Consider the following 19,791-nt stretch of genomic DNA (forward strand, 5'->3'; position numbering starts at 1 on the left):
TGAAACAACTACTTAGTTCTTCGACACGATCTGGCGTAAAACATACGGCAAAATCCCGCCGTGCTGGTAGTAGTCGATCTCGATGGGCGTATCGATGCGGCAGCGCACCGGCACCAGCTCCACGAGGCCGTCCTTGCGCGTGATCTTCAACGTCAGGTCTTGCTGCGGCTTGATCGCCGGATTGAGGCCGACGACATCGTACGTCTCAGTACCGTCGAGCTTCAGCGTCTGAGCCGTCACGCCTTCCTTAAACTGGAGCGGCAGCACGCCCATGCCGACGAGGTTGGAGCGGTGAATACGTTCAAAGCTCTGCGCCACCACGATCTTCACGCCAAGCTGGTTCGTGCCCTTCGCGGCCCAGTCGCGCGATGAACCGGTGCCGTATTCCTGGCCAGCGATGACAATCAACGGCGTGCCGTTCGCGATGTGCTTCGCGGCCGCATCGTAGATCGCCATCTTCTCGCCGGTCGGCTGATAGATCGTGTTACCGCCTTCTTCGCCGCCGAGCATCAGATTCTTGATACGCACATTGGCGAACGTGCCGCGCGTCATGATGCGGTCGTTGCCGCGACGCGAACCGTACGAGTTGAAGTCCTCAAAGGTGACGCCGTTATCGACCAGGAACCTGCCTGCGGGCGACGACTTCTTGATAGCGCCAGCCGGCGAGATGTGGTCGGTCGTGACTGAGTCACCGAAGATGCCCAGCGCACGCGCCCCCGAAATCTCAGTGATCGTGCCAGGCTGGAGACCGAAGTTCGCGAAGAACGGCGGCTCCTGAATGTAGGTGGATTTGGAATCGAACGCGTACACATTGCCCACGCTCGACGGGATCTCGTTCCACTTCGGATTCTGCGACGCGAAGTCCGTATACAGAGAACGGAATACCTCGGGCTTCAGCGCGGCCTGCATCTGATCGCGCACTTCCTGAATCGTCGGCCAGATGTCCTTCAGGTAAACCGGCCCTTTCGTTCCGTTACCGATCGGCTCGGTCGTGAGATCCACATCGACCCGACCCGCCAGCGCGAACGCGACGACGAGCGGCGGCGACATGAGGAAATTCGCCTTGATGTTCTGGTGGACGCGCGCCTCGAAATTGCGGTTGCCCGAAAGCACCGACGCCGCGACGAGATCGTTCTTCACCACAGCATCCTCGATCGGGCCGGAGAGTGGGCCAGAGTTACCGATACAGGTCGTGCAACCGTAGCCGACCGTCTGGAAACCGAGCTGGTCGAGATACGGCGTGAGGCCTGTCTTGTTCAAATAATCGGTCACAACGCGTGAACCGGGCGCGAGCGAAGCCTTCACGACAGAGTTGGGCTTCAACCCTTTTTCCACCGCCTTCTTCGCGAGCAGACCAGCGGCGAGCATGACCGACGGATTCGAAGTATTCGTGCAGCTCGTGATGGCGGCGATGAGCACCGAGCCGTGGCCCAGCGTGGCAGGCGGCGTATTCAGATTCACCTGCAACACCGTGTCGGGCGTCGGCCGGTTGTTCGCCATTTCCAACTCGGTATGCGGGTTGGTGTCCTGCGCCTTGGCCTTCGCCGCCGACGGTGGTTCCTGGCTGCCGCCGCCGGAAGCGAGCGCCACTTCTTCGGTGCCGATGCGGACGCGACGGATGAAGTCGTCCGCCTTTTTGCCAAAGCCGTTTTCCGTAACCGGCTTCGAGAACGACGTAGTAAACTCGTTCTTGAGATTGCTCAGGACAATGCGGTCTTGCGGGCGCTTCGGTCCAGCCACACTCGGGACGACCGACGCGAGGTCGAGCTCGACGACTTGCGAGTAGTCGATCTGGCCCTGCTGAGGAATGCCCCACAGGCCCTGCGCCTTGTAGTAAGCTTCATAAGTCTGGACGAGTTTCTCGTCACGACCGGTGGCGCGGAGATAGTTCGTGCACTCGGCGTCGATGGGGAAAAAGCCCATCGTCGCGCCGTACTCGGGCGCCATGTTGGCAATCGTCGCGCGATCAACCAGCGGCAGTGCGGCCGCGCCAGGGCCGAAGAACTCGACGAATTTACCGACGACCTTCGTCTTACGCATGAGCTGCGTGACGGTGAGCGCGAGATCGGTCGCGGTGACGCCTTCCTTGAGCGAACCCGTCAGATAAACGCCGACCACATCCGGCGTGAGGAAATAGACCGGCTGCCCGAGCATACCCGCCTCGGCCTCGATACCACCCACGCCCCAGCCAACGATGCCGATACCGTTGATCATCGTCGTGTGCGAGTCGGTGCCGACCAGCGTGTCGGGATAATAGACACCGTTCGCATCGCTAAGCACGCCCTTGGCGAGATACTCAAGATTCACTTGGTGGACGATGCCGATGCCTGGAGGAACGACCTTGAAGGTATCAAACGCCTGCATGCCCCACTTCAAGAACTGGTAGCGCTCGCGATTGCGCGAGAACTCCAGCTCCAGATTTTTCTGAAACGCATCCGAGGTGCCCGCGAAATCCACCTGCACCGAGTGGTCAACCACCAGATCCACCGGCACGAGCGGCTCGATTATCTTCGGGTTCTTCCCGAGCTTCGTCACCGCCGAGCGCATCGCCGCGAGATCGACCAGCAGCGGCACGCCCGTGAAGTCCTGCAGCACGATGCGCGCGACGACGAACGGGATTTCCTCCGTGCGTTCGCCCTTCGCACTCCAGTTGGCGAGCTCCTTCACGGCTTGCTCGGAGACGCGTTTGCCGTCGCAGTTGCGCAGCAACGATTCGAGCACGAGACGGATGGAAACCGGCAAGCGGGAGATGTTACCGATACCGGCTTTTTCGAGCGCGGGCAGCGAGTAAAGTGAGTGCGTGGCTCCGGCAGCCGTGAAGGTCTGGAGCGTGTTGAAGGGATTCGGGAGGCTCATCGAAGGTTGATTGGGGAAACTCGAAACAAGTGGCGGAGGTTTTTCACCGCGCCGCCACGCGGCCCGGCGTTGACAGTATTTAATCAGGCGAGAGCGGCCTGGACGGCTGCAAAGTTGGGGAGATCCTTCGGCGTGGCGGTTTGCTCGGCATATTTGACGACGCCGTCCTTGCCGATGACGAACGCAGCGCGAGCCGAGGTGTCACCGATGCCGGCGAGCCCGGGGAAAAGCACGCCGTATGCCTTGGTCGTCTCCTTGTTCAGATCGCTCACGATCGTGAGCTTGATCTTGTTGGCCGTCGCCCACGCTTCCTGCGCGAACGGGCTGTCCACGCTGATCGCGATCACATCCGCACCCAATTTCTCGTAGCCGCCCAGACCGGCCGTCATGTCGCACATCTCCTGCGTGCAGACGCCTGTGAATGCCAGCGGGAAGAACAACAACACCGTCTGCTTCTTGCCGAAATTATCGCTCAGTTTGATGTCCTTGAGACCATCAGCGGCCTTGGACTTGAGAGTGAAATCAGGAGCTTTGGAACCGACAGCGATAGGCATGGTATGTGGAGTCTTTGTTGTTGTGAACCCGGCAAGCGCACAGGACGCACCGGAAAAGGCCGCGAGACATAGAGGCGCGCCCGGAGCTTAGACAAACCGATTTTCCCGCTAGAAGAGACGGTGTTATTTTCCCAACGCCTCCCATTAAATCGGCTCACACCCCTTCCCTCCAAAAACCTCCCGCATCCACTGGCTCCCACACGCCCCGCCCACTCGCACACAAGCCGCCCCTCTCCCACGCCCGGCCTTGACCCTCCCCCGCCCCGCCCGCTTGTCTTCGCCCTCCCATGAATCTCATCGACGACCTGAAATGGCGCGGCCTCCTCGCCGATTGCACCGACCTCGCCGGCCTCGGCGAACGCATCGCAACCGGAAAGCCCATCACGGTCTATTGCGGCTTCGATCCGACCGGCGACTCCCTCCACGTCGGTCACCTCATGGGCCAGCTCACCCTCGCCCGCTTCCAACGCGCCGGCCACCACGTCATCGCCCTCGCCGGCGGCGCCACCGGCATGGTCGGCGATCCCTCCGGCCGCTCCTCCGAACGCAATCTCCTCACCCGCGAACAACTCGCCCACAACATCGCCTGCATCAAGGCCCAGCTCTCGCGTCTCCTCGACTTTACCGCCTCCGCCAACCCAGCCCGCCTCGTCGACAACGCCGACTGGATCGCCCCCTTCACCTTCCTCGATTTCCTCCGCGACGTCGGGAAATATTTCTCGCTGAACGTCATGCTCGCAAAGGACTCCGTGAAGTCCCGCATGGAGGGCGACGCCGGCATCAGCTACACCGAGTTCAGCTACCAGTTGCTCCAGGCGTACGACTTCCTGCACCTCCGCCAGACCTTCGCCTGCGAACTCCAGATCGGCGGCTCCGACCAGTGGGGCAACCTCACCGCCGGCACCGATCTCATCCGTAAAAAACTCGGCAGCGACACCACGGCCTTCGGCTGGACCTTCCCGCTCATCACCAAGAGCGACGGCACCAAATTCGGCAAAACCGCCGGCGGCGCCGTCTGGCTCGATGCCACCCGCACCAGCCCGTACAAACTCTACCAGTTCTTCGTGAACACCGAAGACGCCAAGGTCGGCGAATACCTCCGCAAGTTCACATTCCTCAGCCGCGAAGAAGTCGAGCCACTCGAAGCCGCCCACGCCGTCAATCCCGGCGCACGCGAAGCCCATAAAGCCCTCGCCCGCGAAGTCACCAAACTAGTCCACGGCCAAGCCGCGCTCGATGCCGCGCTCAAAGCCAGCGAGATCCTCTTCGGCGCCGAGATCGGCGACACCAGCGAAGAAACCTTCAACGACGTGGTCGGCGAAATCCCCACGAAGTCCGTCGAACGCGCCAAACTCGAAGCCCCCGGCACCGCGCTCACCGAGCTCCTCGTCCACAGCGGACTCGCCCCCTCAAAAGGCCAGGCCCGCAAAGACATCGAGGGCGGCGGCATCTACGTGAACAACGTGAAGTCCCCCGACATCGCCCGCGCGATCACGTCGGCCGACCTCCTCTTCGGCAAACACCTCCTCCTCCGCAAAGGCAAACGCAGCTACGCCGTCCTCACCGTCGCGTAAGCCTCGCCATTCCGTTGTAGGCGGGGTGCCCCCACCCCGCTAACGCCCATCCCGCTCTCAACCGCGCGCCCCTCCGCCTACGCAGCGATCAGCGCCATCACGCCCGCCACCACCATCGCGAGCGCCCCGGCCACCGGCAGCCACCGTGCCCGGTAACTGACTACAAGCGTCACGACAAAACCCGCCGCTCCCAGCGCCAGCAGCCAAAGCACCACGCCCACGCCCCACCCGTGCCCGCGCAGCGCCGCCGCAAGCGTCAGCGCCACACCGAGCCAGCCAGCGCCTTTCCACACCGCACGCGGCACATTCGCCAGCCGTCCGCCCGCCAGCGCCGCGCGCCCATGCGTTCCCATCCCGAGCGCCAGCCACGCCATCGCCGCAAACGCCGCACACACCACCACCACATCCGCGCTCATACCGCCTCCTCCGCCGGCCGCGATTTCCTCTCACGCGCCGCATCTGCCTTCCGTTCACCGTCACGCCCGCGCCCCGCTCCGATCCTCGACACCTTCCACGCCACCACCGCCAGCATCGCGCCCGTCGCCAGCACCGTGACGTGAAACCCCAGATACGCCGCATTTCCATCCGCCCACGCCCGCGCTAAAAACGGCCCCGTCACCGCATCGACCACCGGCAGCGCCGTGAACAACACCGCCCCCGCCCACAACTGCTCGCGCCACGCCGCCAGCACCGGCCGCACCACCGCATGCGCCAGCATCGCCGCCCACGTATAGAGAAACGCTTTCACCTCCCAATCGCCGCGCGCATCCATCCCGACCGGCAGCAACCGGTTCGCCCAAAAGATCGCGCCCATCGCCACAAACAATCCCGCGATCCCCGCGATATTCAGCCGCTCGACAAGCCCATGCCCAAAGCTGAAGCGCCCCGCCTTCGCATACTTCGCGCGCCGCTTGATCGTCCACATCACGAGCCCCGTCGCCACCAGCGCGCTCCCGAAAAGCCCCATGAGAAAAAACGTCCACCGCATCGCCGGCCCTGCGAACCGCGCCATGTGCAACCCGTACAACGTCCCATGCACCTCCGTCGCCACGCCGCCCATCTTCTTCTCCTCGGGTAACAACTCGCCCGTCGCTCCGTTGAACCGCAGCTGCTCGCGCTGCGTGATCGAAACGCTCCCCGCCTCCGCGCGCGTGAACGTCACGACCATCTTCTCCGTCCCGCGCTCCGTCACATCCATGCGCTTCACCGTCGGATGCTCCCGCCCCCAACGCCGCGCGACTTCCTCCAGCATCGGCCCCACCGGCGCAGGAGAAACCCACGGCTTCTTCTCCACACCGCCCGCCTTTTTCTCCGCGCCACTCTGCCCGCCCCGCTCGCGCACCGCGCCCGCCGCCCTCGCCTGCGCATCCGTCAAGACCTCGCGCCCCCACGGCATATACATCGCCATGAAGATCACCAACGCCGAGTAGCTGATCATAAAATAAAACGGCAGCGCCAGCACCGCCGTCACGTTATGAAAATCCAGAAACGACCGCAGCGACGTCCGCCCCGGCCGGAACGTGAAGAACTCTTTGAAGAACTGCCGGTGCGTGATCACCCCGCTGATCAACGCGACAAACATAAACATCGCCGCCACTCCCGCCAGGTAGCGCCCCCACGGATGCGGCAGCTGCAGCTGGAAATGAAACCGATAGAAAAACTCCGCGCCCCGGCTCTCACGCGCCGTCACCACCTCGCCCGTCACCGGATCGAACGTCGCGCTCCCCGAGCGTTTCCCGCCCGTGCCCGGCTGCCAGAACGCCGTCGTCGCCGTCGCCCGATCATCCGGCAGCCCGACAAACCACCGCGTCGATTCCGGCGCGCGCTCCTCCAGACTCTTCCACGCCACCGCCGCCGCATCCACCGGCGAGTCTCCACGTCTCAACTCCGGCTGCATCCACTGCGTGATCTCCGCCTTGAAATACGTCGCCGTCCCCGTGACGAAAATCGCGAACAGCACCCACCCCAGCAGCAACCCCGTCCACGTGTGCAGCCAGGTCATCGACAGTCGAAACGTGTTCTTCACGACGCCGCTCCTCCACTCTTCAAAAACCACACCGCCGCCGCGATCACCGCGCTGGGAATCGCCACACCCGCCCACGCCCGCCAAGCCGTGCGCGCCGCAAACACCCACACCACCGCGCCCGCCCACACGAGAAACGCAGGCATCGTCGCCAGCAGGATCACGTCTTCGCGCGGCCCGCTATTTTTCAACGCCAGCGCGAGCGCCACGTTCACACCCGCCGCCAGCGCATAGCCGCCCAAAACGGCGGCCAGCGCCCGCGACGCGATCGCCCATCGCGATGTTTTCACGCCGCCACTCGTCGCTCTCGTCGTCCTGATCGTCATCGTCCGTGCGTGCTGCCGCTCAATAACTCCACCGCAGTGTCGCCGTCACATTCCGCGGCTCGCCGTAGTTCGGATAATCCAGCGTCGCCCAGTACTGATAATCCGTCGCGTTGCGCACGCTCAGCGTCGCCGTGAGATGATCGGTGAACCGGTAGTTCGCGAAGACATTGATCAAAGCAAACGACGCCTGCTCCGCCGTCGTCGTTCCCAGCAGCGGATGATTGATCCCGTACCCCGTCGCCTTGCCCTGCCAGTTCGCACCCGCGCCGACCGACAGCTTTTTCCACGCGCCCGGCAGTCGGTAGTTCGTGGAAAACTGTATCAGATGCTCGGGCACGTTCGCATACGTGAGATCGAGCGGATGACGGCGCGTGTTCACGTTCGTGTAGCCCAGATTCGCCGTCCACTCCGGCAGGATGTAGCCCGACATCTCGAACTCCACGCCGCTGCTCTTCGTCCCATCCACGCCGATGTACGCGTCCGCCGTGCCATCCGGAATTTTCAACGTCCCGTCGCGCACCGCATAGTTGTCCTGCTTCGTCTCGAACACGCCGAACGACACCTGGAACCGCTTCGCGAAAAACTCCGCCTTGAGTCCGCCTTCCACGTTCGATCCCAGCACCGGCTTCAACAAATCTCCGTTGCGGTCCTTGTTACTCTGCGGCCGAAACACATCCGTGTAGCTCGCATAGGCCGACCACACCGCGTTGATGTCGTACACCACGCCGAGGTACGGCGTGACTTCATCGTTCACCTCATACGCCCCAGTCGCGCTCCGCGCTCCGCTCGGCGCATAGACATCCGTCCGTGTTTCCCACGAACTGAGCCGCGCGCCCACGATCACCGATAACGGATCCATCACTCGATAACGCAGCGACGCATAAAACCCGCTCTGATCGGTCGTCGCCACCTGCTTGCCGCCAGTCTTAAGCACCGTCGGCATCGGCGCGTTGCCGTCGTACGTGCGGTAGTCGGGAATCACGTACTGCCAGAGATAAGTGCCGCCCGTGATCGAATAAAAACTCGGCGACTCCGCCTCCAGATTGTTCATGTTCCAGCCGAGCACCACGTCGTGCTGCCGGCCAAACAGCTCCACCTTGCCCGTCGCGTACACGTCGAGATTGTCGCGTACATCCTCGGTCTCGCCGAGCCCCGCCAGCAGCCGCAGCCCGCCGCCCGTCGTCGGATTGGGAAACTGCCCCGCCCCCGAAGCCGTCGCGTAAACGCGCAGACTGAACACATAACCTTCCGTCCGGTTGTACGCCGCGCGGAGATTCCAGTTCTCACCCAGCTTCTGATCGAGCGTCACGAACGCCGTCTCCGACGTCCGGTCCCACTGCGTCCAGTTCGTGGAGAAATTCGTCCCCACCGGCAGATTCAGCTCCGAGCCGTCCGACGCGAACCGCGGCAGCGTTCCCCACATCGGCGCCGTCGGATCGTTGTCCTGATACTGATAACCCGCACCCAGCGTCGTCGTCGCCGTCACGTCGCCCTCGACCGACGCCATCCACGCGAGCTTCTTCTCCGCATAACGGTCGCGAAAACTCTCCGCATCCTGCGCCGCCACGACGAAACGGCTGCGAAACTTACCGTCCTGCGACAGCGGCACATTCACGTCCGTCTCCGCCCGATAAAAATCCCACGAGCCCACCGTCGCGCGCGCCGACGCCGCAAACGCTTTCCCCGCCCGCTTGCGCACGAGATTGATCGTCGCCGACGGGATGCCCGCGCCGCTCGTCAGCCCGTTCGCGCCGCGAATCACATCGATGCGCTCGTACAACGCCGTGTCGTACTCCTGATTCGTCGAGCCGCTATACGTCGGAATCCCGTCCACCTGAAAATCCGTGATCTGGAATCCGCGCGCGAAGTAGAGCGGCCGCTGCGTGTCGTAGAACGACACATGCACGCCCGTCACATTCTTGAGCACGTCGTTCACGTTGAAGAGCGACTCCTCGTCCATCCGCAACCGCCCGATCGTGCTGATCGACTGCGGCGTCTCACGGATCGTGAGAGCGAGGCGCGTCGAAGCGACCATCGGCGCGCTCCCGACCTGCGAATCGCTCACCTCGAGTTTTTCGAGCGCGATCACCTCTCCCTCAGAGCTGGCCGCCGGAGCGTTCGGCCCCTTCGGAGTTTCTTGCGTGAGCGCCGAAACGGCGCTGAGCGCAACCAGCACAGAGCCCGCGACAACACGCGCAGGCCGGGAGAACTTTCCAAACGATGTCTTCATGGGAAAGGCGAAGTATCCCAATTCGCCGCCCAAAAATTCCACCTGCCCCCGGCCAATAGCCGCCTGCTGACGGCCAAAAAAAAACGCCGGCGATAAAGCTGGCGTCACGAATCACAAAAACGGCGCAGCTCGCTCAGCTCTTCACATCGAACGTCAGCGTGAATACATGCCGCACGCCTTCGTACGCGCGCCCATCGAGCTCGCCCGCCTTCTTCTCCAGATGCCCGACCTCGATCACCGCCTGCCCCGGCCACGGCGTCTCGATCGTAACCTTGCCCGCCGCATCCGTTTTCCAGGTACGGCTCCAACCCGACGACGTGAACAGCACCACATCCGCATCCGCGAGAGGCGCACCGTGCAGCAGCAACGTGAAGCGGTTGCTGTCCGCCGCGACCGGCACCAGCTCCAGCTCGAACTTCCCCGCCGTCTCCGTGCGCCCCAGCTTCGCCTGATAAAACGAAACGCTCTTCGCCTTCTCGCCGAAGTACGTGTTCGTCAGCCGCACATCGCCCGCCACACCGCCCGCCGCGATGTTGATCCGGTCATTCGCCCGAGTCACCGCGAGCTCCTTGCCGTCCGCCGCGAACGCCTTCGGCTTCGCGATGAGTTTTAGATAACCCTCCTCCGTCTCGCGCACATTCGCCGCCCACTCGCCAAAGTACGCCGCCGTCCCACCCGACGCGTCGCGCTCGATCCAGACAAAATGCGCCCGCAGCGGCAACGAGGCCGCGACCAAGAGGAGAAATGTAACGAAATAATTTTTCATAGGGACGCCCATCATCCCACGCCTCGCCCGCCCGCTTCCACCTGCCCCCGGCCAATTCTCACCTGCGCGCGGCCAGCTGAAATTCCTTCGGATTCATCCCGAACTGACGCCGGAACGCGGAGGCAAAATTACTCGGGTTGCTGTACCCGACCATCGTCGCCGCCTCGATCACCGTCGCCTCGCCCGACTGCAACAACTCCCGCGCGCTCTCCATGCGCAACCTGCGCAGATGCTCGAAAACCGTCGTCCCGAAAACCTGCCGGAATCCCCGCTTCAGCGTCGTCTCGCTCAGCCCCGCCTCGCACGCCAGCGCCTCCAGCAACGGCGTCTCCTCGATCCTCCGCTCCAACGCCGCCGCCGCCGCCCGCACCCGCGTCTCCGTCTCAGACATCAACGCCGTCGGCCTCGCCTCTCCCGCCGTGATGAACTCCACCAGCAGATCGTGACAGCGCGCCGCCAACACCAGCATCCGGCACGCCCCCGCCAGCGGACACCGCCGCACCGACTCCATCGCCATCCGCGCCGCCGCCGTCAGCGCCCTCTCCCGCCCCATCTCCAAAACGACCTCGCGAAAAATCTCCCGCCGCACGTCGCCGCTCAGTTCCACGATCAGATGAAACGCCACCGCCCTCGCCGCGTCGCGCACCCGCCCCAGCTCTTCACGCCGCAACGCCACCATCCACCCCATCGCGCCCGCCGGATTTCCCGCGCACGCCGCCGCCCCGCTCGCACGCGCCTCCTTCAACGCGAAAAAAAAACACACCGTCTCGTCCTCACCCGGCCCACCGCCCTCCACGTCTTCCCCACACAACCCGTCTTCACTCCAGCGCACCGTCATCCCCGGCCGCAAAACCTGCATCCCCGCCCCGCGATCCACCGCGCACACCGGCAGTGCAACCGCCTGTGTCCGCGAGGCGCGCTCATCGGCGAATGAAAGCAGTGTCATGACGATAACGCCCCGAAGTCTCCGGCCACGCTCAGTGCAACGAGAGCACAAACGCCGCCAGCAACGCCAGCGACAGCGCCAGGCAAAGCGTGAAACGCAGCGAATAAGCGACGTCGGCTCTCATGATCCGTTCCTCAGCGCGTCAGGCTCGCCGCTTCCTTTAACACATCGCCCACCAGCGGAAACACCCGGTTCTCCCACTCCGCGTACGTGTCGTCGAAATCCAGATCCGCCTCGATCCGCTCGTGCAACCGCTGCGCCCCGAGCGACACCAGCCGCTCGTCCAGCTTCCGCGCAAACGCGTTGAAATCGGAATAGTCTTTGTCGCCGAGCCCAAGGATCGCAAAGCGCAACGCAGGCAGCGCGGGCGCGGAATCTTTCTCCAGATCATAGTGGAAATCGCACGCATCCGCCGGCGGCTCGCCGTCGCCCCACGTCGAAACGATGAAGAGCGCGAGCGTCTCCGCACCGAGATCCGCCGGCTTCACCTCCGACAGATTGATGAGCCGCGCGCTCCACCCTTCGTTGAGGGCGCGTTCATGCGCGCGACGCGCAAGCGTCTCGGCGTTGCCGGTCATGGTGGCGTAGTAGATGGCGAGTGAGTTTTGCATGATGAAAAAAAATGCTCGGACCGAAAAATTCACGCCGTCTTCCGCCTCCGTGAAACCCGCGGCGGCGCAGGCGCGAAGGTATTTTCGCCGCGCACCAGCACGCTCACCCGCGCGCTCGGGCAGAAACACGCCAGCCGGCACGCCAGGCACCACACGCGATGCTGCGCCTCCGCCAGTTCGACCGGCAGATGCAGCGTGAGCGACGGCTCCACGCAGTCCGCACCGATCGCGAGGGTCCGCGCGATCAGCGCCTGCCCCACATCACGCGCGCACACCGCCGCGATCTCCGCCAGCGCCGCCGCCTGCGACGAACGCGGCGCATGGATCTCGCAGATGATCGGCAGCGATTCGACCCGCGCACTCATGCCCGCCCCCCGCCCTGAAAATCAATCCCCCGGATCACGAAAACCACACCGTCTTCCAGCCGCGATTGGCCCCCCACGCCAACTCCGAATCCTTCAACAAATCCCCAGTTGCTCCCCGCCTCGACCCACACAACTGGCGGCCATGATTCATTAAGATCGAGTCTCATTTTCACATCTAGTGAGACACGGCCTTAATGATCCGCCGTCAAGTCAGATTATGAGAACCGATCTCAAATTCACATTAAGCCTCTAAGGAAGAATGTGTTAATCGACGTGATTGCTAAGTCCAAAACCCGCCTAGGCCAGACACGCCTCCAGCGCCGCCGTGATTTTACCTTCCTCCAACCCTGTCCCAATAAACACCAACTCCTGCCGCCGGTCCCCCTGCGGCTCCGCCCAGACCGCCTGAATCGCCTCCGGCCGCTCGTCCATCCGCACCTTCCCGCTCCCGACCAGCGCCGCCCACCAATAATTCAGATAATCCATCCGCGCCACGCCCCCCGCGACCGACAAAAACCCCATCTCATCCGGCCGCTCTCGCGTCCAAAAAAAGCCCTTCGCACGCAACAACCCCTCCGCCTCATTTACCAAAAACGCCCGCAACTTCTCCTCCACGAAAGGCCGCCGCGCCTGATAGATCACCGTCCGAATCCCAAACTTCCGCTCATGCTCCGGCACCGCATTCGTCGTGGCCGCCTTGCGCGCATTGATCACCACGCCCGCCACTCCTGCCGCGCCGCCCGCCGGAGCAAGCCGGTTGAGCGTCCTTAGCCACGTCGCGGCCTTCAGCGTTTCCTGCGCATCGAAACGCCGCCGCCCCAGCAAAAACCCCTCATCCACCCGCCCCTGCTCCGCCCGCACGATCTCCGCGCGCTCATTCAATCCCCGCAAAACCCCCTCCAGCTCCGCCAGTTCCGTCTCCGGGGCCAGATCGCATTTATTGAGCACCAGCACGTCCGCGCACTCCGCCTGCTCCAGCATCAACTCAAACACCGGCCGCGTCCCGCCGGGCGCGGGAAACTCCCGGTGCCCACGTTCCTGATACGCACGCCACTCCCGCAAAAAATGCGCCGCGTCGATCACGCTCACCAGCGCCGACAGCCGCGCGAAATCCGACAGACTCCGCCCAAACGGATTCTTCTGCGTGAACAACGCCGCCACGCCCCTCGGCTCCGCCACGCCCGTCGTCTCCACCAGGATATGCTCGTAGTCCCCCGTCGCCGCCAGCTCCGCCAGCGCCTCGCCGAGTTCATCGCGACTCGAACAGCACACGCACCCATTACCCAGATCGATGATCTTCCGCCCCTCACTTCCCGCTCCGTCGCCGCCTTCGCTCCCCCGCACCAGCGACACGTCGATGTTCAGCGACGCCACATCATTCACCACCACCGCCCACTTTCGCCCCGCCGCCTGCGTCAGCAGATGCGTGAGCAACGTCGTCTTCCCCGCCCCGAGGAAGCCGCAAAAAACCGTCACCGGCGGGCGCGCGATTGAACAAGTATCCGACATCGCCCCACTCAACTCCTCTTCGCAGGCGTGGCGAGCGTCTGCATCACCATCATCTTAGTCACCGCCACGCGCGGCCGCGTAAACCGCCAGCTCCGCGTCTCGCCCTCCGCCGCGAACACCGCGACCACCGTCTCCACCAGCGGACACCCCGCATCCACGCACGCGATTTCACTCACCGTCACCACATCGTCCTCGCCCAGCCGCAACACCTCACGCGTCCACCGCTTGATCGCCTCCGCATATGACGGATCGATCACAGCCGCAATCGCCGCGCCTTCGCCACCCGACTCATTCGCAGGAATAAACCGATGCGTCACGGCCTCATCCCTCCGCCCGTCTTCCTTTGCGCCTTCGCGTCTTTGCGTGAGCCATTCCACCCACCGCCTCCGCACGCCCCGATCGACATATTCCCAAAGCGCATGCCCACAGTCGCGCGTCTCAATGCCCGTGATCGTCCGATCCCTTGGGAAAATTAAACTTCACGTCGGTGAACTTCGCTCCCCGGATCTCGATCCCCGGGACAACCACCTCGAACTGCTCCGCCGTCTTCACCCACTCCGCCTGCGCGACGAATTGCGATGTGCTCCCCACCGTCTCCCCCGTCGCCGCATTCGCTGTCGCCATCATCGTCAGCGGCTGCGCCACACCCTTTACCGTAGCGACGAGAGCGATCACCGGCATCGGCACGCGCACGAAATTCTCCGCGTGCCCATCCAGCAGATACACAGTCAGCGTGCCCGCCCCCGCATCGCGCACCAGCTCCAGGTTATATTGATGATCCCCAAGCTCCACCAAGGTCCCGCCATGCGGGGCCGTGTGATGATGATGCGCGTGCGAATGCCCATCGCCACCCGACTTCTTTGAACAGCCCGCGCCCGCCACCAACGCCACCGCTGCTCCGATCACCAACACCAATACTTTGATTTTTTTCGTCATGGGATAAAGGGATGCCGCACCGCGCGGCGTTTCACAAAGCGCCAACCCTACTAAAACCGTCAAGCCCCCAACCGCGTGGGCAAAGCTCCACACGCGGCCGCCCTCCATTTCTCCCAATCCTGCTAATCTTCTCAATCCTGTCCAAAACTCAGCCCTCAGCCGTTCAGCATTTTTGCGATATTTCCGAATCCATGCCCATCCGTGCAATCCGTGGTTAGAAAAAATCCCGCCGCCCTTCTTGCCCCCCCGCCAAAACCCCTTTGCTTCCGGCACACTCCTCCGCAACAACACCGCCCGCGCATGGCCCCTCCCTTTGCGTCCCCGACGCCCGCGTCCTCACCTTCCTCCGAATCGCCCCCGCCCGGCAGCATCGCCGCTTGGCGCATCTTCCTTCGCTTTATCGGCGCACTCCTCGCCGTGGTGATCTTCACCTACTGGGCCGCCGCCGGCGCCAACACCGGCTTCACCAAAGACAAGATCGCCCTCAAGAAAACCGACGAAGTCACCGGCATCGAATTCGTCGAGTATCAGGACCACTTCCTCCCCGGCATTGAGTTTCTCGCCGCCGGCACCGGCCTGGGCCTGGCCCTCATCGCCATCACTTTCTTCCGCAAGAAAACCAAACACACATCATGAAAAAAATCCTGTCCACCGGCCTCATGGCCCTCGGTCTCTCCAGCGCGCTTCTCGCCGCTCCCATCTCCTTCGATTTCAAAGATCCCAAGGGCGTCAACGCCGCCTCCTTCCACCTCGACGCCCTCCTCGAGCCCATCTCCGGCTCCGCCAACGGCGTTACCGGCACCGTCTCCTTCGATCCCTCCGCCCCCGGCTCCACGACCGGCAAGATAGTCGTCGCCGCCAATACGCTCACCGTCACCAACTCCACGATGACCGAGCATCTCCGTGGCGGTCAGTGGCTCGATGTCGCCGCCAACCCCGAGATCAGCTTCGAACTCGCCTCGCTCGCCAATGTGAAGACCAGCGGCAACACCACCACCGCCGACGCCACCGGTAAGTTCACCCTCCACGGCGTCACCAAAGACATCACCGTCCCCGTGACCCTCACCTTCCTCCCCGACGCCCTCGAAAAGCGCACCAAGCCCGGCAACAAAGGCGACATCCTCGTCGTCCGCACCAAGTTCACCATCAAACGCGCCGACTACGGCATCAAGCCCGGCCAGATGGAAGACAAAGTCTCGCCCGAGATCGAAATCTCCCTCGCCATCGCCGGCAGCGCCCCGAAAGCCTGACGCACTCGCGCCCCTCGGCGCCTTTCACTCCTCCCCCTTCACCATTCACTCTTCTCAGGACGGCCCCAAAAAGGCCGTCCTTTTTCATGCCCGCACACGACGGCCATATCCGCCCAATCCCGTTAATCCTCTTAATCCTGTCCAAAAACTCCGCCCCACTCCACCCGCGCTCGGCCCCGTTCCTTCAACATTCAAACTTTCACCCTTCACCCTTCTCCCCTCACTCTTCACAACACGACCCATGCCCGACGCCGACGACATCCAATCCCTCATCGAAGACGCCACCTTCGACTACACCATGGGCGACCACGACACCGCCCTCGCCAAACTCGCCCGCGCCACCGAGCAATCCCCCGCCTCCTTCGAAGCCTGGCACGCCCTCGCCGAAATCAATTTCAGCCTCCGCCGCTTCGACAACGCCCTCCACGCCGCCGAACAAGGCCTGGCCCTCCGCCCCGACGACCTCTTCATCAACACCACCCTCTCCCGCATCTGGATGGAAAAAGGCGACAAAACCACCGCCGAAAAATACGGCGCCCAGGCCAAAATGCTCAGCTGGAAAGACCAGCTGAAAAACCCCGCCAATTACACCGGCGGCCTGTAAGAAGTCCCGGCAACAGTCGTATTACCACTGATGCTCCCCGGCAAATTCGCACGCATCCGGCTCCTCACCTACCTCGTTCTTACAGCCCTGATCGCCTGGCACTTTTACGGGAGAAAGCGCGTCATCGAGACCAGTCTCTCCGCACTGCCTTTCCCAGAAATAGTCGCGACCGATCTCCGCAAGCCCGACATCCCCCGCCTTGATCGTCCGCAGGATTTCCCCGCGCTCTACCGCGACCCCGTAGTCACCGTCAGCAAAGCCATCGAAGAAACCGGACTACGCCCCTCCGAGTACTGGGTCGAGCTCCGCTTGGAAGACTCCGGCCGCCGGTTGGATTTCTCGCTCTGGCATGAAAGCATCGTCGGCGAAAACTATAGCAACGAATTCAAAGGCGACATCAGCGGAAAGAGCCGGACCGTCGAGTACGACGCCTTGTCCGGAAAAGTGGTGAAAATTTCCAGCTGGCGATAATCACTCCACCCCGCTCGACCGCATCGCCCGCACGCTCACCCACACGCTCGATCCTACCATCAGCAACGCCGCCGCCACAGGGTGCAACACCCCGCCCGCCGCCAGCCCCATGCCGATGATATTATAGACCGACGCGAACCACAGATTCCCGCGAATCCCTTTCCGCGTCGCCCGCGCCACGCGAATCGCGTGCGGCAAAAACCGCCAGTCCTCCCCCGCGAAAACCGCCATCGCCGACGCCCGCGCCAGCTCCGAACCGCCCCGCATCGCGACCGACACCTCCGCCGCGCTCATCGCCGACGCATCGTTCACCCCATCGCCAAAAAACGCCACGCACCGCCCCGCGCGCACGAGCTCCTCCACCCGTGTCTGCTTCGCCTGCGGCGTCATCCCACCGCGCACCGTGACCTCCGCAAGCCCGCGCAACGCCCGCTCCGCCTCCGGATCGCCGCTTAACACCTCCGCCTCCACCTCCAGCGCGCGCAATCCCGCCAGCGCCTCGCCCATCCCTTCGCGCCACCGCTCGCTCAACTCCACCCGCGCCGCGATCCGCCCATCGACAAACACCCACACGTTCTTCCCCAAAACGTCCGCACGTTTCCCATCCTCACCCGCACCCACTCCGACCTCGCGCCCCAGCAACGCCAGCTCTCCCACCGCCACCTCCATCATCGCCCCTTCCGTCTCGCTCACACGCGCCACCACACCCGCACCCGGCACAATCCGCCTCTCCACCACGCGCACCACCGCCTCGCCACTCGCACTTCCCTCCGCCCGCAACGCCGCCGCCACCGGATGCGCCAGCCCTTCCTCGACCGCCGCCACCGCCGCGCGCAACCACGCTTCCTTCGCAACAAACCCAGGCTCCACCCGCCACGCCTTTACCTCCCGCGCCTCCATCGACAACGTACCCGTTTTGTCGAGACACACGTGATCCACCCGGCCGAGCGCCTCCAGAAAATCCCCCGTCCGCGCGACGAGCCCCAGCTTCGCCAGCCGCGCCAGCCCGCCCCACACTGCCACCGGCGTCGCCAGTCCCATCGCGCACGGACACGCCACCAGCAACACCGCCATCGCGTTAAACAACGCCCGCTCCCACGGCGCATAAAACCACCACCCCGCAAACGTCCCCGCACTCACGCCCACCACCAGCGGCAAAAACCACGCCATCAACCTATCCGCCTGCGCCTGCAACCGCGACGGCGCCACCCGCGCCCGCTCCACCGCCGACAAAATCCCATCCAGCCTCCGTTCTCCCGCGTCCGCCCGGATCTCGAAACTCCCATCCACCGAAAACGTCCCCGCCAGCACCCGCTCGCCCGGCCCGCGCGACACCGGCTGCCACTCGCCCGTCATCGACGTTTCCTGCACATACCCGCGCCCGCTCACGATCTCCCCATCCACCGCGATCGCCGCCCCCGGCGCCACCCGCACGCTCTCCCCTCCCGTCAATTCCCTCACGCTCCTCTCCACAACCAAACCATCCGCCCCCACCACCGCACACACCTCAAACACTTCCCGCGTCCGATCCACCGCGCGCAACGCCGACACCCGGCTCCGCGCCCCGAGCATCTTCCCCGCCGTGTGGACCACGATCAGCACCGCCACCACTTCGTAGTAAACTGATCCCGCCTTCGTGAACGTCCCGATCAGCGATCCGCTCAACGCCCCCGCCAGCGTCACCAAAAACAACAAATCGATGCTGATCCTCCGCGCCCGCGCCGCCTCCCACGCCGACCGCACCAAGTCTCCGCCAAGAAAATACAGCGACCCCAGCGCCGCAAAAATTAAAATCCCATGCACCACGCCGTAAGCCCAAGCGTTGTCCACTTCCGATAAATTCACCGCCAGGCTGAACACCATCGCCTGCGCCGCCACCGCCAGCCCCGCCCCGATCTTCAGCCACCCGCGATCGAGCAGCCGCTGATCGGCCTGAAGCCCGGGCTCGACGTCGATGATTTCGGCAGCGTTGCTCATGAGATAAACGGAACCCGGGACCGTGCCCGCCGTCGCATTCACCGTCAACGCCCGCGCCTCATCACCGCCTCTCTCGACACACGCTCACCATGAAACTCCCTCGCCGCCTCCCCACCTTCCTCGCCGTCACCTTCTCCGCCCTCGCGCTCTCCGCGCACGCCGGCAGTACCGTCACCGGTGTCATCGTCGTCCCCTACGAGGGCCAGCGCTCCACTTCCATCGCCCTCGTGCAACCCGCCGACTACGTCTGCGCCACCGTCGCCATCTCCAGCCGCGAAAAAGACTCCGCCCGCCAGGCCGACGACGTCCGCAACACCGTCAACCTCCTCTCCGCCACCATCGCCAAAACTCCCCGCCTCCAGATCCACCAAGGCCCCCTCCGCTTCTTCTCCACCGGCGGCAGCGGAAAAATTTTCTCCAGCACCAGCTACGGCGGCTCCTCCCAACTCTCCACCAGCGTCCGCATCCTCTACAAACTCGACGACCCCGAGCACGACGCCTTCTCCGCCTCCGTCGCCGTCCGCAAACTCGTCGACGAACTCAAATCCCCCGCCCAGACCGACGTCCGCATCGTCTCCGTCACCCTCGCCGTCGACTCCCCCGAACGTCAGCGCGAGCGCCTCCTCTCCCTCATCCGCGACAGCGCCGACGCCATGAAAAAAACCTTCAACGCCTCCGAAGTCACCATCGGCGGCCTCGACGGTGCCGTCCTCGTCCGCCAGGTCGACGACGCCTCCGTCGAACTCTTCATCGACTACCAGCTCAGCGTCACCACCGGGAAATAAGCGCCTGC

20 protein-coding genes are annotated in these 19,791 nt (G+C 63.9%); 6 read left to right on the forward strand and 14 right to left on the reverse strand.

Features of this window, described 5'->3' with window-relative positions:
- Positions 1-12: 12 nt before the first annotated feature.
- Both acnA and CMV30_RS03480 read right to left on the reverse strand, forming a co-directional pair.
- Complete coding sequence (gene acnA, locus CMV30_RS03475; protein WP_096054723.1) at positions 13-2,856, reverse strand: aconitate hydratase AcnA; 2,844 nt, start codon at positions 2,854-2,856, stop codon at positions 13-15.
- Between the two features lie 83 nt (positions 2,857-2,939).
- On the reverse strand, positions 2,940-3,410 hold the full coding sequence (locus CMV30_RS03480; protein ID WP_096054724.1) for a redoxin domain-containing protein: 471 nt from the start codon (positions 3,408-3,410) through the stop codon (positions 2,940-2,942).
- Between the two features lie 287 nt (positions 3,411-3,697).
- Here CMV30_RS03480 and tyrS point away from each other — a divergent pair, with 287 nt between their 5' ends.
- A complete protein-coding gene (gene tyrS / locus CMV30_RS03485) occupies positions 3,698-4,984 on the forward strand; it encodes a tyrosine--tRNA ligase (protein WP_096054725.1) in 1,287 nt (428 codons plus the stop codon).
- A gap of 77 nt (positions 4,985-5,061) precedes the next feature.
- Here the strand turns inward: tyrS and CMV30_RS03490 are convergent, their stop codons facing one another.
- The 11 genes from CMV30_RS03490 to CMV30_RS03540 all read right to left on the reverse strand — a co-directional run bounded on the left by CMV30_RS03490 (position 5,062) and on the right by CMV30_RS03540 (position 14,696).
- Complete coding sequence (locus CMV30_RS03490) at positions 5,062-5,400, reverse strand: DUF3325 domain-containing protein (protein WP_096054726.1); 339 nt, start codon at positions 5,398-5,400, stop codon at positions 5,062-5,064.
- Positions 5,397-7,010 carry a PepSY-associated TM helix domain-containing protein gene (locus tag CMV30_RS03495; RefSeq protein ID WP_138223102.1) on the reverse strand — a complete coding sequence of 538 codons (1,614 nt, stop codon included), beginning with the start codon at positions 7,008-7,010 and terminating at the stop codon, positions 5,397-5,399. The genes CMV30_RS03490 and CMV30_RS03495 overlap by 4 nt, the downstream gene beginning before the upstream one ends.
- On the reverse strand, positions 7,007-7,297 hold the full coding sequence (locus CMV30_RS03500) for a DUF3649 domain-containing protein (RefSeq protein WP_217494451.1): 291 nt from the start codon (positions 7,295-7,297) through the stop codon (positions 7,007-7,009). The genes CMV30_RS03495 and CMV30_RS03500 overlap by 4 nt, the downstream gene beginning before the upstream one ends.
- Positions 7,298-7,352: 55 nt before the next feature.
- Positions 7,353-9,563, reverse strand: a complete 2,211-nt coding sequence (locus CMV30_RS03505) for a TonB-dependent siderophore receptor (protein WP_096057597.1) — start codon at positions 9,561-9,563, stop codon at positions 7,353-7,355.
- A 133-nt stretch (positions 9,564-9,696) separates the two neighbouring features.
- Positions 9,697-10,329, reverse strand: a complete 633-nt coding sequence (locus tag CMV30_RS03510; RefSeq protein ID WP_096054729.1) for a hypothetical protein — start codon at positions 10,327-10,329, stop codon at positions 9,697-9,699.
- Between the two features lie 58 nt (positions 10,330-10,387).
- The gene (locus CMV30_RS03515) at positions 10,388-11,275 is read right to left on the reverse strand and encodes a helix-turn-helix transcriptional regulator (protein WP_096054730.1); all 888 of its coding nucleotides are present in this window, start codon (positions 11,273-11,275) and stop codon (positions 10,388-10,390) included.
- 134 nt (positions 11,276-11,409) lie between these two features.
- Entirely contained in the window at positions 11,410-11,886 is a 477-nt protein-coding gene (locus CMV30_RS03520) for a flavodoxin domain-containing protein (RefSeq protein WP_096054731.1), read from the reverse strand.
- Between the two features lie 29 nt (positions 11,887-11,915).
- A complete protein-coding gene (locus CMV30_RS19255; protein WP_138223103.1) occupies positions 11,916-12,251 on the reverse strand; it encodes a hypothetical protein in 336 nt (111 codons plus the stop codon).
- Between the two features lie 297 nt (positions 12,252-12,548).
- Entirely contained in the window at positions 12,549-13,727 is a 1,179-nt protein-coding gene (locus CMV30_RS03530; protein WP_175414718.1) for a GTP-binding protein, read from the reverse strand.
- Between the two features lie 41 nt (positions 13,728-13,768).
- On the reverse strand, positions 13,769-14,077 hold the full coding sequence (locus CMV30_RS03535; protein WP_245844390.1) for a hypothetical protein: 309 nt from the start codon (positions 14,075-14,077) through the stop codon (positions 13,769-13,771).
- Positions 14,078-14,198: 121 nt separating this feature from the next.
- A complete protein-coding gene (locus CMV30_RS03540) occupies positions 14,199-14,696 on the reverse strand; it encodes a hypothetical protein (RefSeq protein WP_138223104.1) in 498 nt (165 codons plus the stop codon).
- Positions 14,697-14,996: 300 nt separating this feature from the next.
- Between CMV30_RS03540 and CMV30_RS03545 the strand changes: the two genes are divergently transcribed.
- The 4 genes from CMV30_RS03545 (at position 14,997) to CMV30_RS03560 (ending at position 17,021) form a co-directional block, all read left to right on the forward strand.
- Positions 14,997-15,332: a hypothetical protein gene (locus CMV30_RS03545; RefSeq protein WP_096054735.1), complete on the forward strand. Its 336-nt coding sequence runs from the start codon at positions 14,997-14,999 to the stop codon at positions 15,330-15,332.
- The gene (locus CMV30_RS03550; RefSeq protein WP_096054736.1) at positions 15,329-15,946 is read left to right on the forward strand and encodes a YceI family protein; all 618 of its coding nucleotides are present in this window, start codon (positions 15,329-15,331) and stop codon (positions 15,944-15,946) included. Before CMV30_RS03545 ends, CMV30_RS03550 begins: the two co-directional genes overlap by 4 nt.
- A 241-nt stretch (positions 15,947-16,187) precedes the next feature.
- On the forward strand, positions 16,188-16,550 hold the full coding sequence (locus CMV30_RS03555) for a tetratricopeptide repeat protein (protein WP_096054737.1): 363 nt from the start codon (positions 16,188-16,190) through the stop codon (positions 16,548-16,550).
- A 30-nt stretch (positions 16,551-16,580) separates the two neighbouring features.
- Positions 16,581-17,021, forward strand: a complete 441-nt coding sequence (locus CMV30_RS03560) for a hypothetical protein (RefSeq protein ID WP_096054738.1) — start codon at positions 16,581-16,583, stop codon at positions 17,019-17,021.
- Here CMV30_RS03560 and CMV30_RS03565 read toward each other — a convergent pair whose 3' ends face one another.
- Positions 17,022-18,998, reverse strand: a complete 1,977-nt coding sequence (locus CMV30_RS03565) for a heavy metal translocating P-type ATPase (RefSeq protein ID WP_096054739.1) — start codon at positions 18,996-18,998, stop codon at positions 17,022-17,024.
- 89 nt (positions 18,999-19,087) lie between these two features.
- Between CMV30_RS03565 and CMV30_RS03570 the strand changes: the two genes are divergently transcribed.
- Positions 19,088-19,783 (forward strand): hypothetical protein, encoded by a 696-nt coding sequence (locus tag CMV30_RS03570; RefSeq protein ID WP_096054740.1) that lies wholly within the window; start codon positions 19,088-19,090, stop codon positions 19,781-19,783.
- Positions 19,784-19,791 lie beyond the last annotated feature (8 nt).

Source organism: Nibricoccus aquaticus (assembly GCF_002310495.1).
GTDB lineage: Bacteria > Verrucomicrobiota > Verrucomicrobiia > Opitutales > Opitutaceae > Nibricoccus > Nibricoccus aquaticus.

What these genes read in the sequence shown, in the direction of transcription:
- acnA (WP_096054723.1), bottom strand. Translation starts at nt 2,856, where the DNA reads ATGAGCCTCCCGAATCCCTTCAACACGCTCCAGACCTTCACGGCTGCC.
- CMV30_RS03480 (WP_096054724.1), bottom strand. Translation starts at nt 3,410, where the DNA reads ATGCCTATCGCTGTCGGTTCCAAAGCTCCTGATTTCACTCTCAAGTCC.
- tyrS (WP_096054725.1), top strand. Translation starts at nt 3,698, where the DNA reads ATGAATCTCATCGACGACCTGAAATGGCGCGGCCTCCTCGCCGATTGC.
- CMV30_RS03490 (WP_096054726.1), bottom strand. Translation starts at nt 5,400, where the DNA reads ATGAGCGCGGATGTGGTGGTGGTGTGTGCGGCGTTTGCGGCGATGGCG.
- CMV30_RS03505 (WP_096057597.1), bottom strand. Translation starts at nt 9,563, where the DNA reads ATGAAGACATCGTTTGGAAAGTTCTCCCGGCCTGCGCGTGTTGTCGCG.
- CMV30_RS03510 (WP_096054729.1), bottom strand. Translation starts at nt 10,329, where the DNA reads ATGAAAAATTATTTCGTTACATTTCTCCTCTTGGTCGCGGCCTCGTTG.
- CMV30_RS03515 (WP_096054730.1), bottom strand. Translation starts at nt 11,275, where the DNA reads ATGACACTGCTTTCATTCGCCGATGAGCGCGCCTCGCGGACACAGGCG.
- CMV30_RS03520 (WP_096054731.1), bottom strand. Translation starts at nt 11,886, where the DNA reads ATGCAAAACTCACTCGCCATCTACTACGCCACCATGACCGGCAACGCC.
- CMV30_RS19255 (WP_138223103.1), bottom strand. Translation starts at nt 12,251, where the DNA reads ATGAGTGCGCGGGTCGAATCGCTGCCGATCATCTGCGAGATCCATGCG.
- CMV30_RS03540 (WP_138223104.1), bottom strand. Translation starts at nt 14,696, where the DNA reads ATGACGAAAAAAATCAAAGTATTGGTGTTGGTGATCGGAGCAGCGGTG.
- CMV30_RS03545 (WP_096054735.1), top strand. Translation starts at nt 14,997, where the DNA reads ATGGCCCCTCCCTTTGCGTCCCCGACGCCCGCGTCCTCACCTTCCTCC.
- CMV30_RS03550 (WP_096054736.1), top strand. Translation starts at nt 15,329, where the DNA reads ATGAAAAAAATCCTGTCCACCGGCCTCATGGCCCTCGGTCTCTCCAGC.
- CMV30_RS03555 (WP_096054737.1), top strand. Translation starts at nt 16,188, where the DNA reads ATGCCCGACGCCGACGACATCCAATCCCTCATCGAAGACGCCACCTTC.
- CMV30_RS03560 (WP_096054738.1), top strand. Translation starts at nt 16,581, where the DNA reads ATGCTCCCCGGCAAATTCGCACGCATCCGGCTCCTCACCTACCTCGTT.
- CMV30_RS03565 (WP_096054739.1), bottom strand. Translation starts at nt 18,998, where the DNA reads ATGAGCAACGCTGCCGAAATCATCGACGTCGAGCCCGGGCTTCAGGCC.
- CMV30_RS03570 (WP_096054740.1), top strand. Translation starts at nt 19,088, where the DNA reads ATGAAACTCCCTCGCCGCCTCCCCACCTTCCTCGCCGTCACCTTCTCC.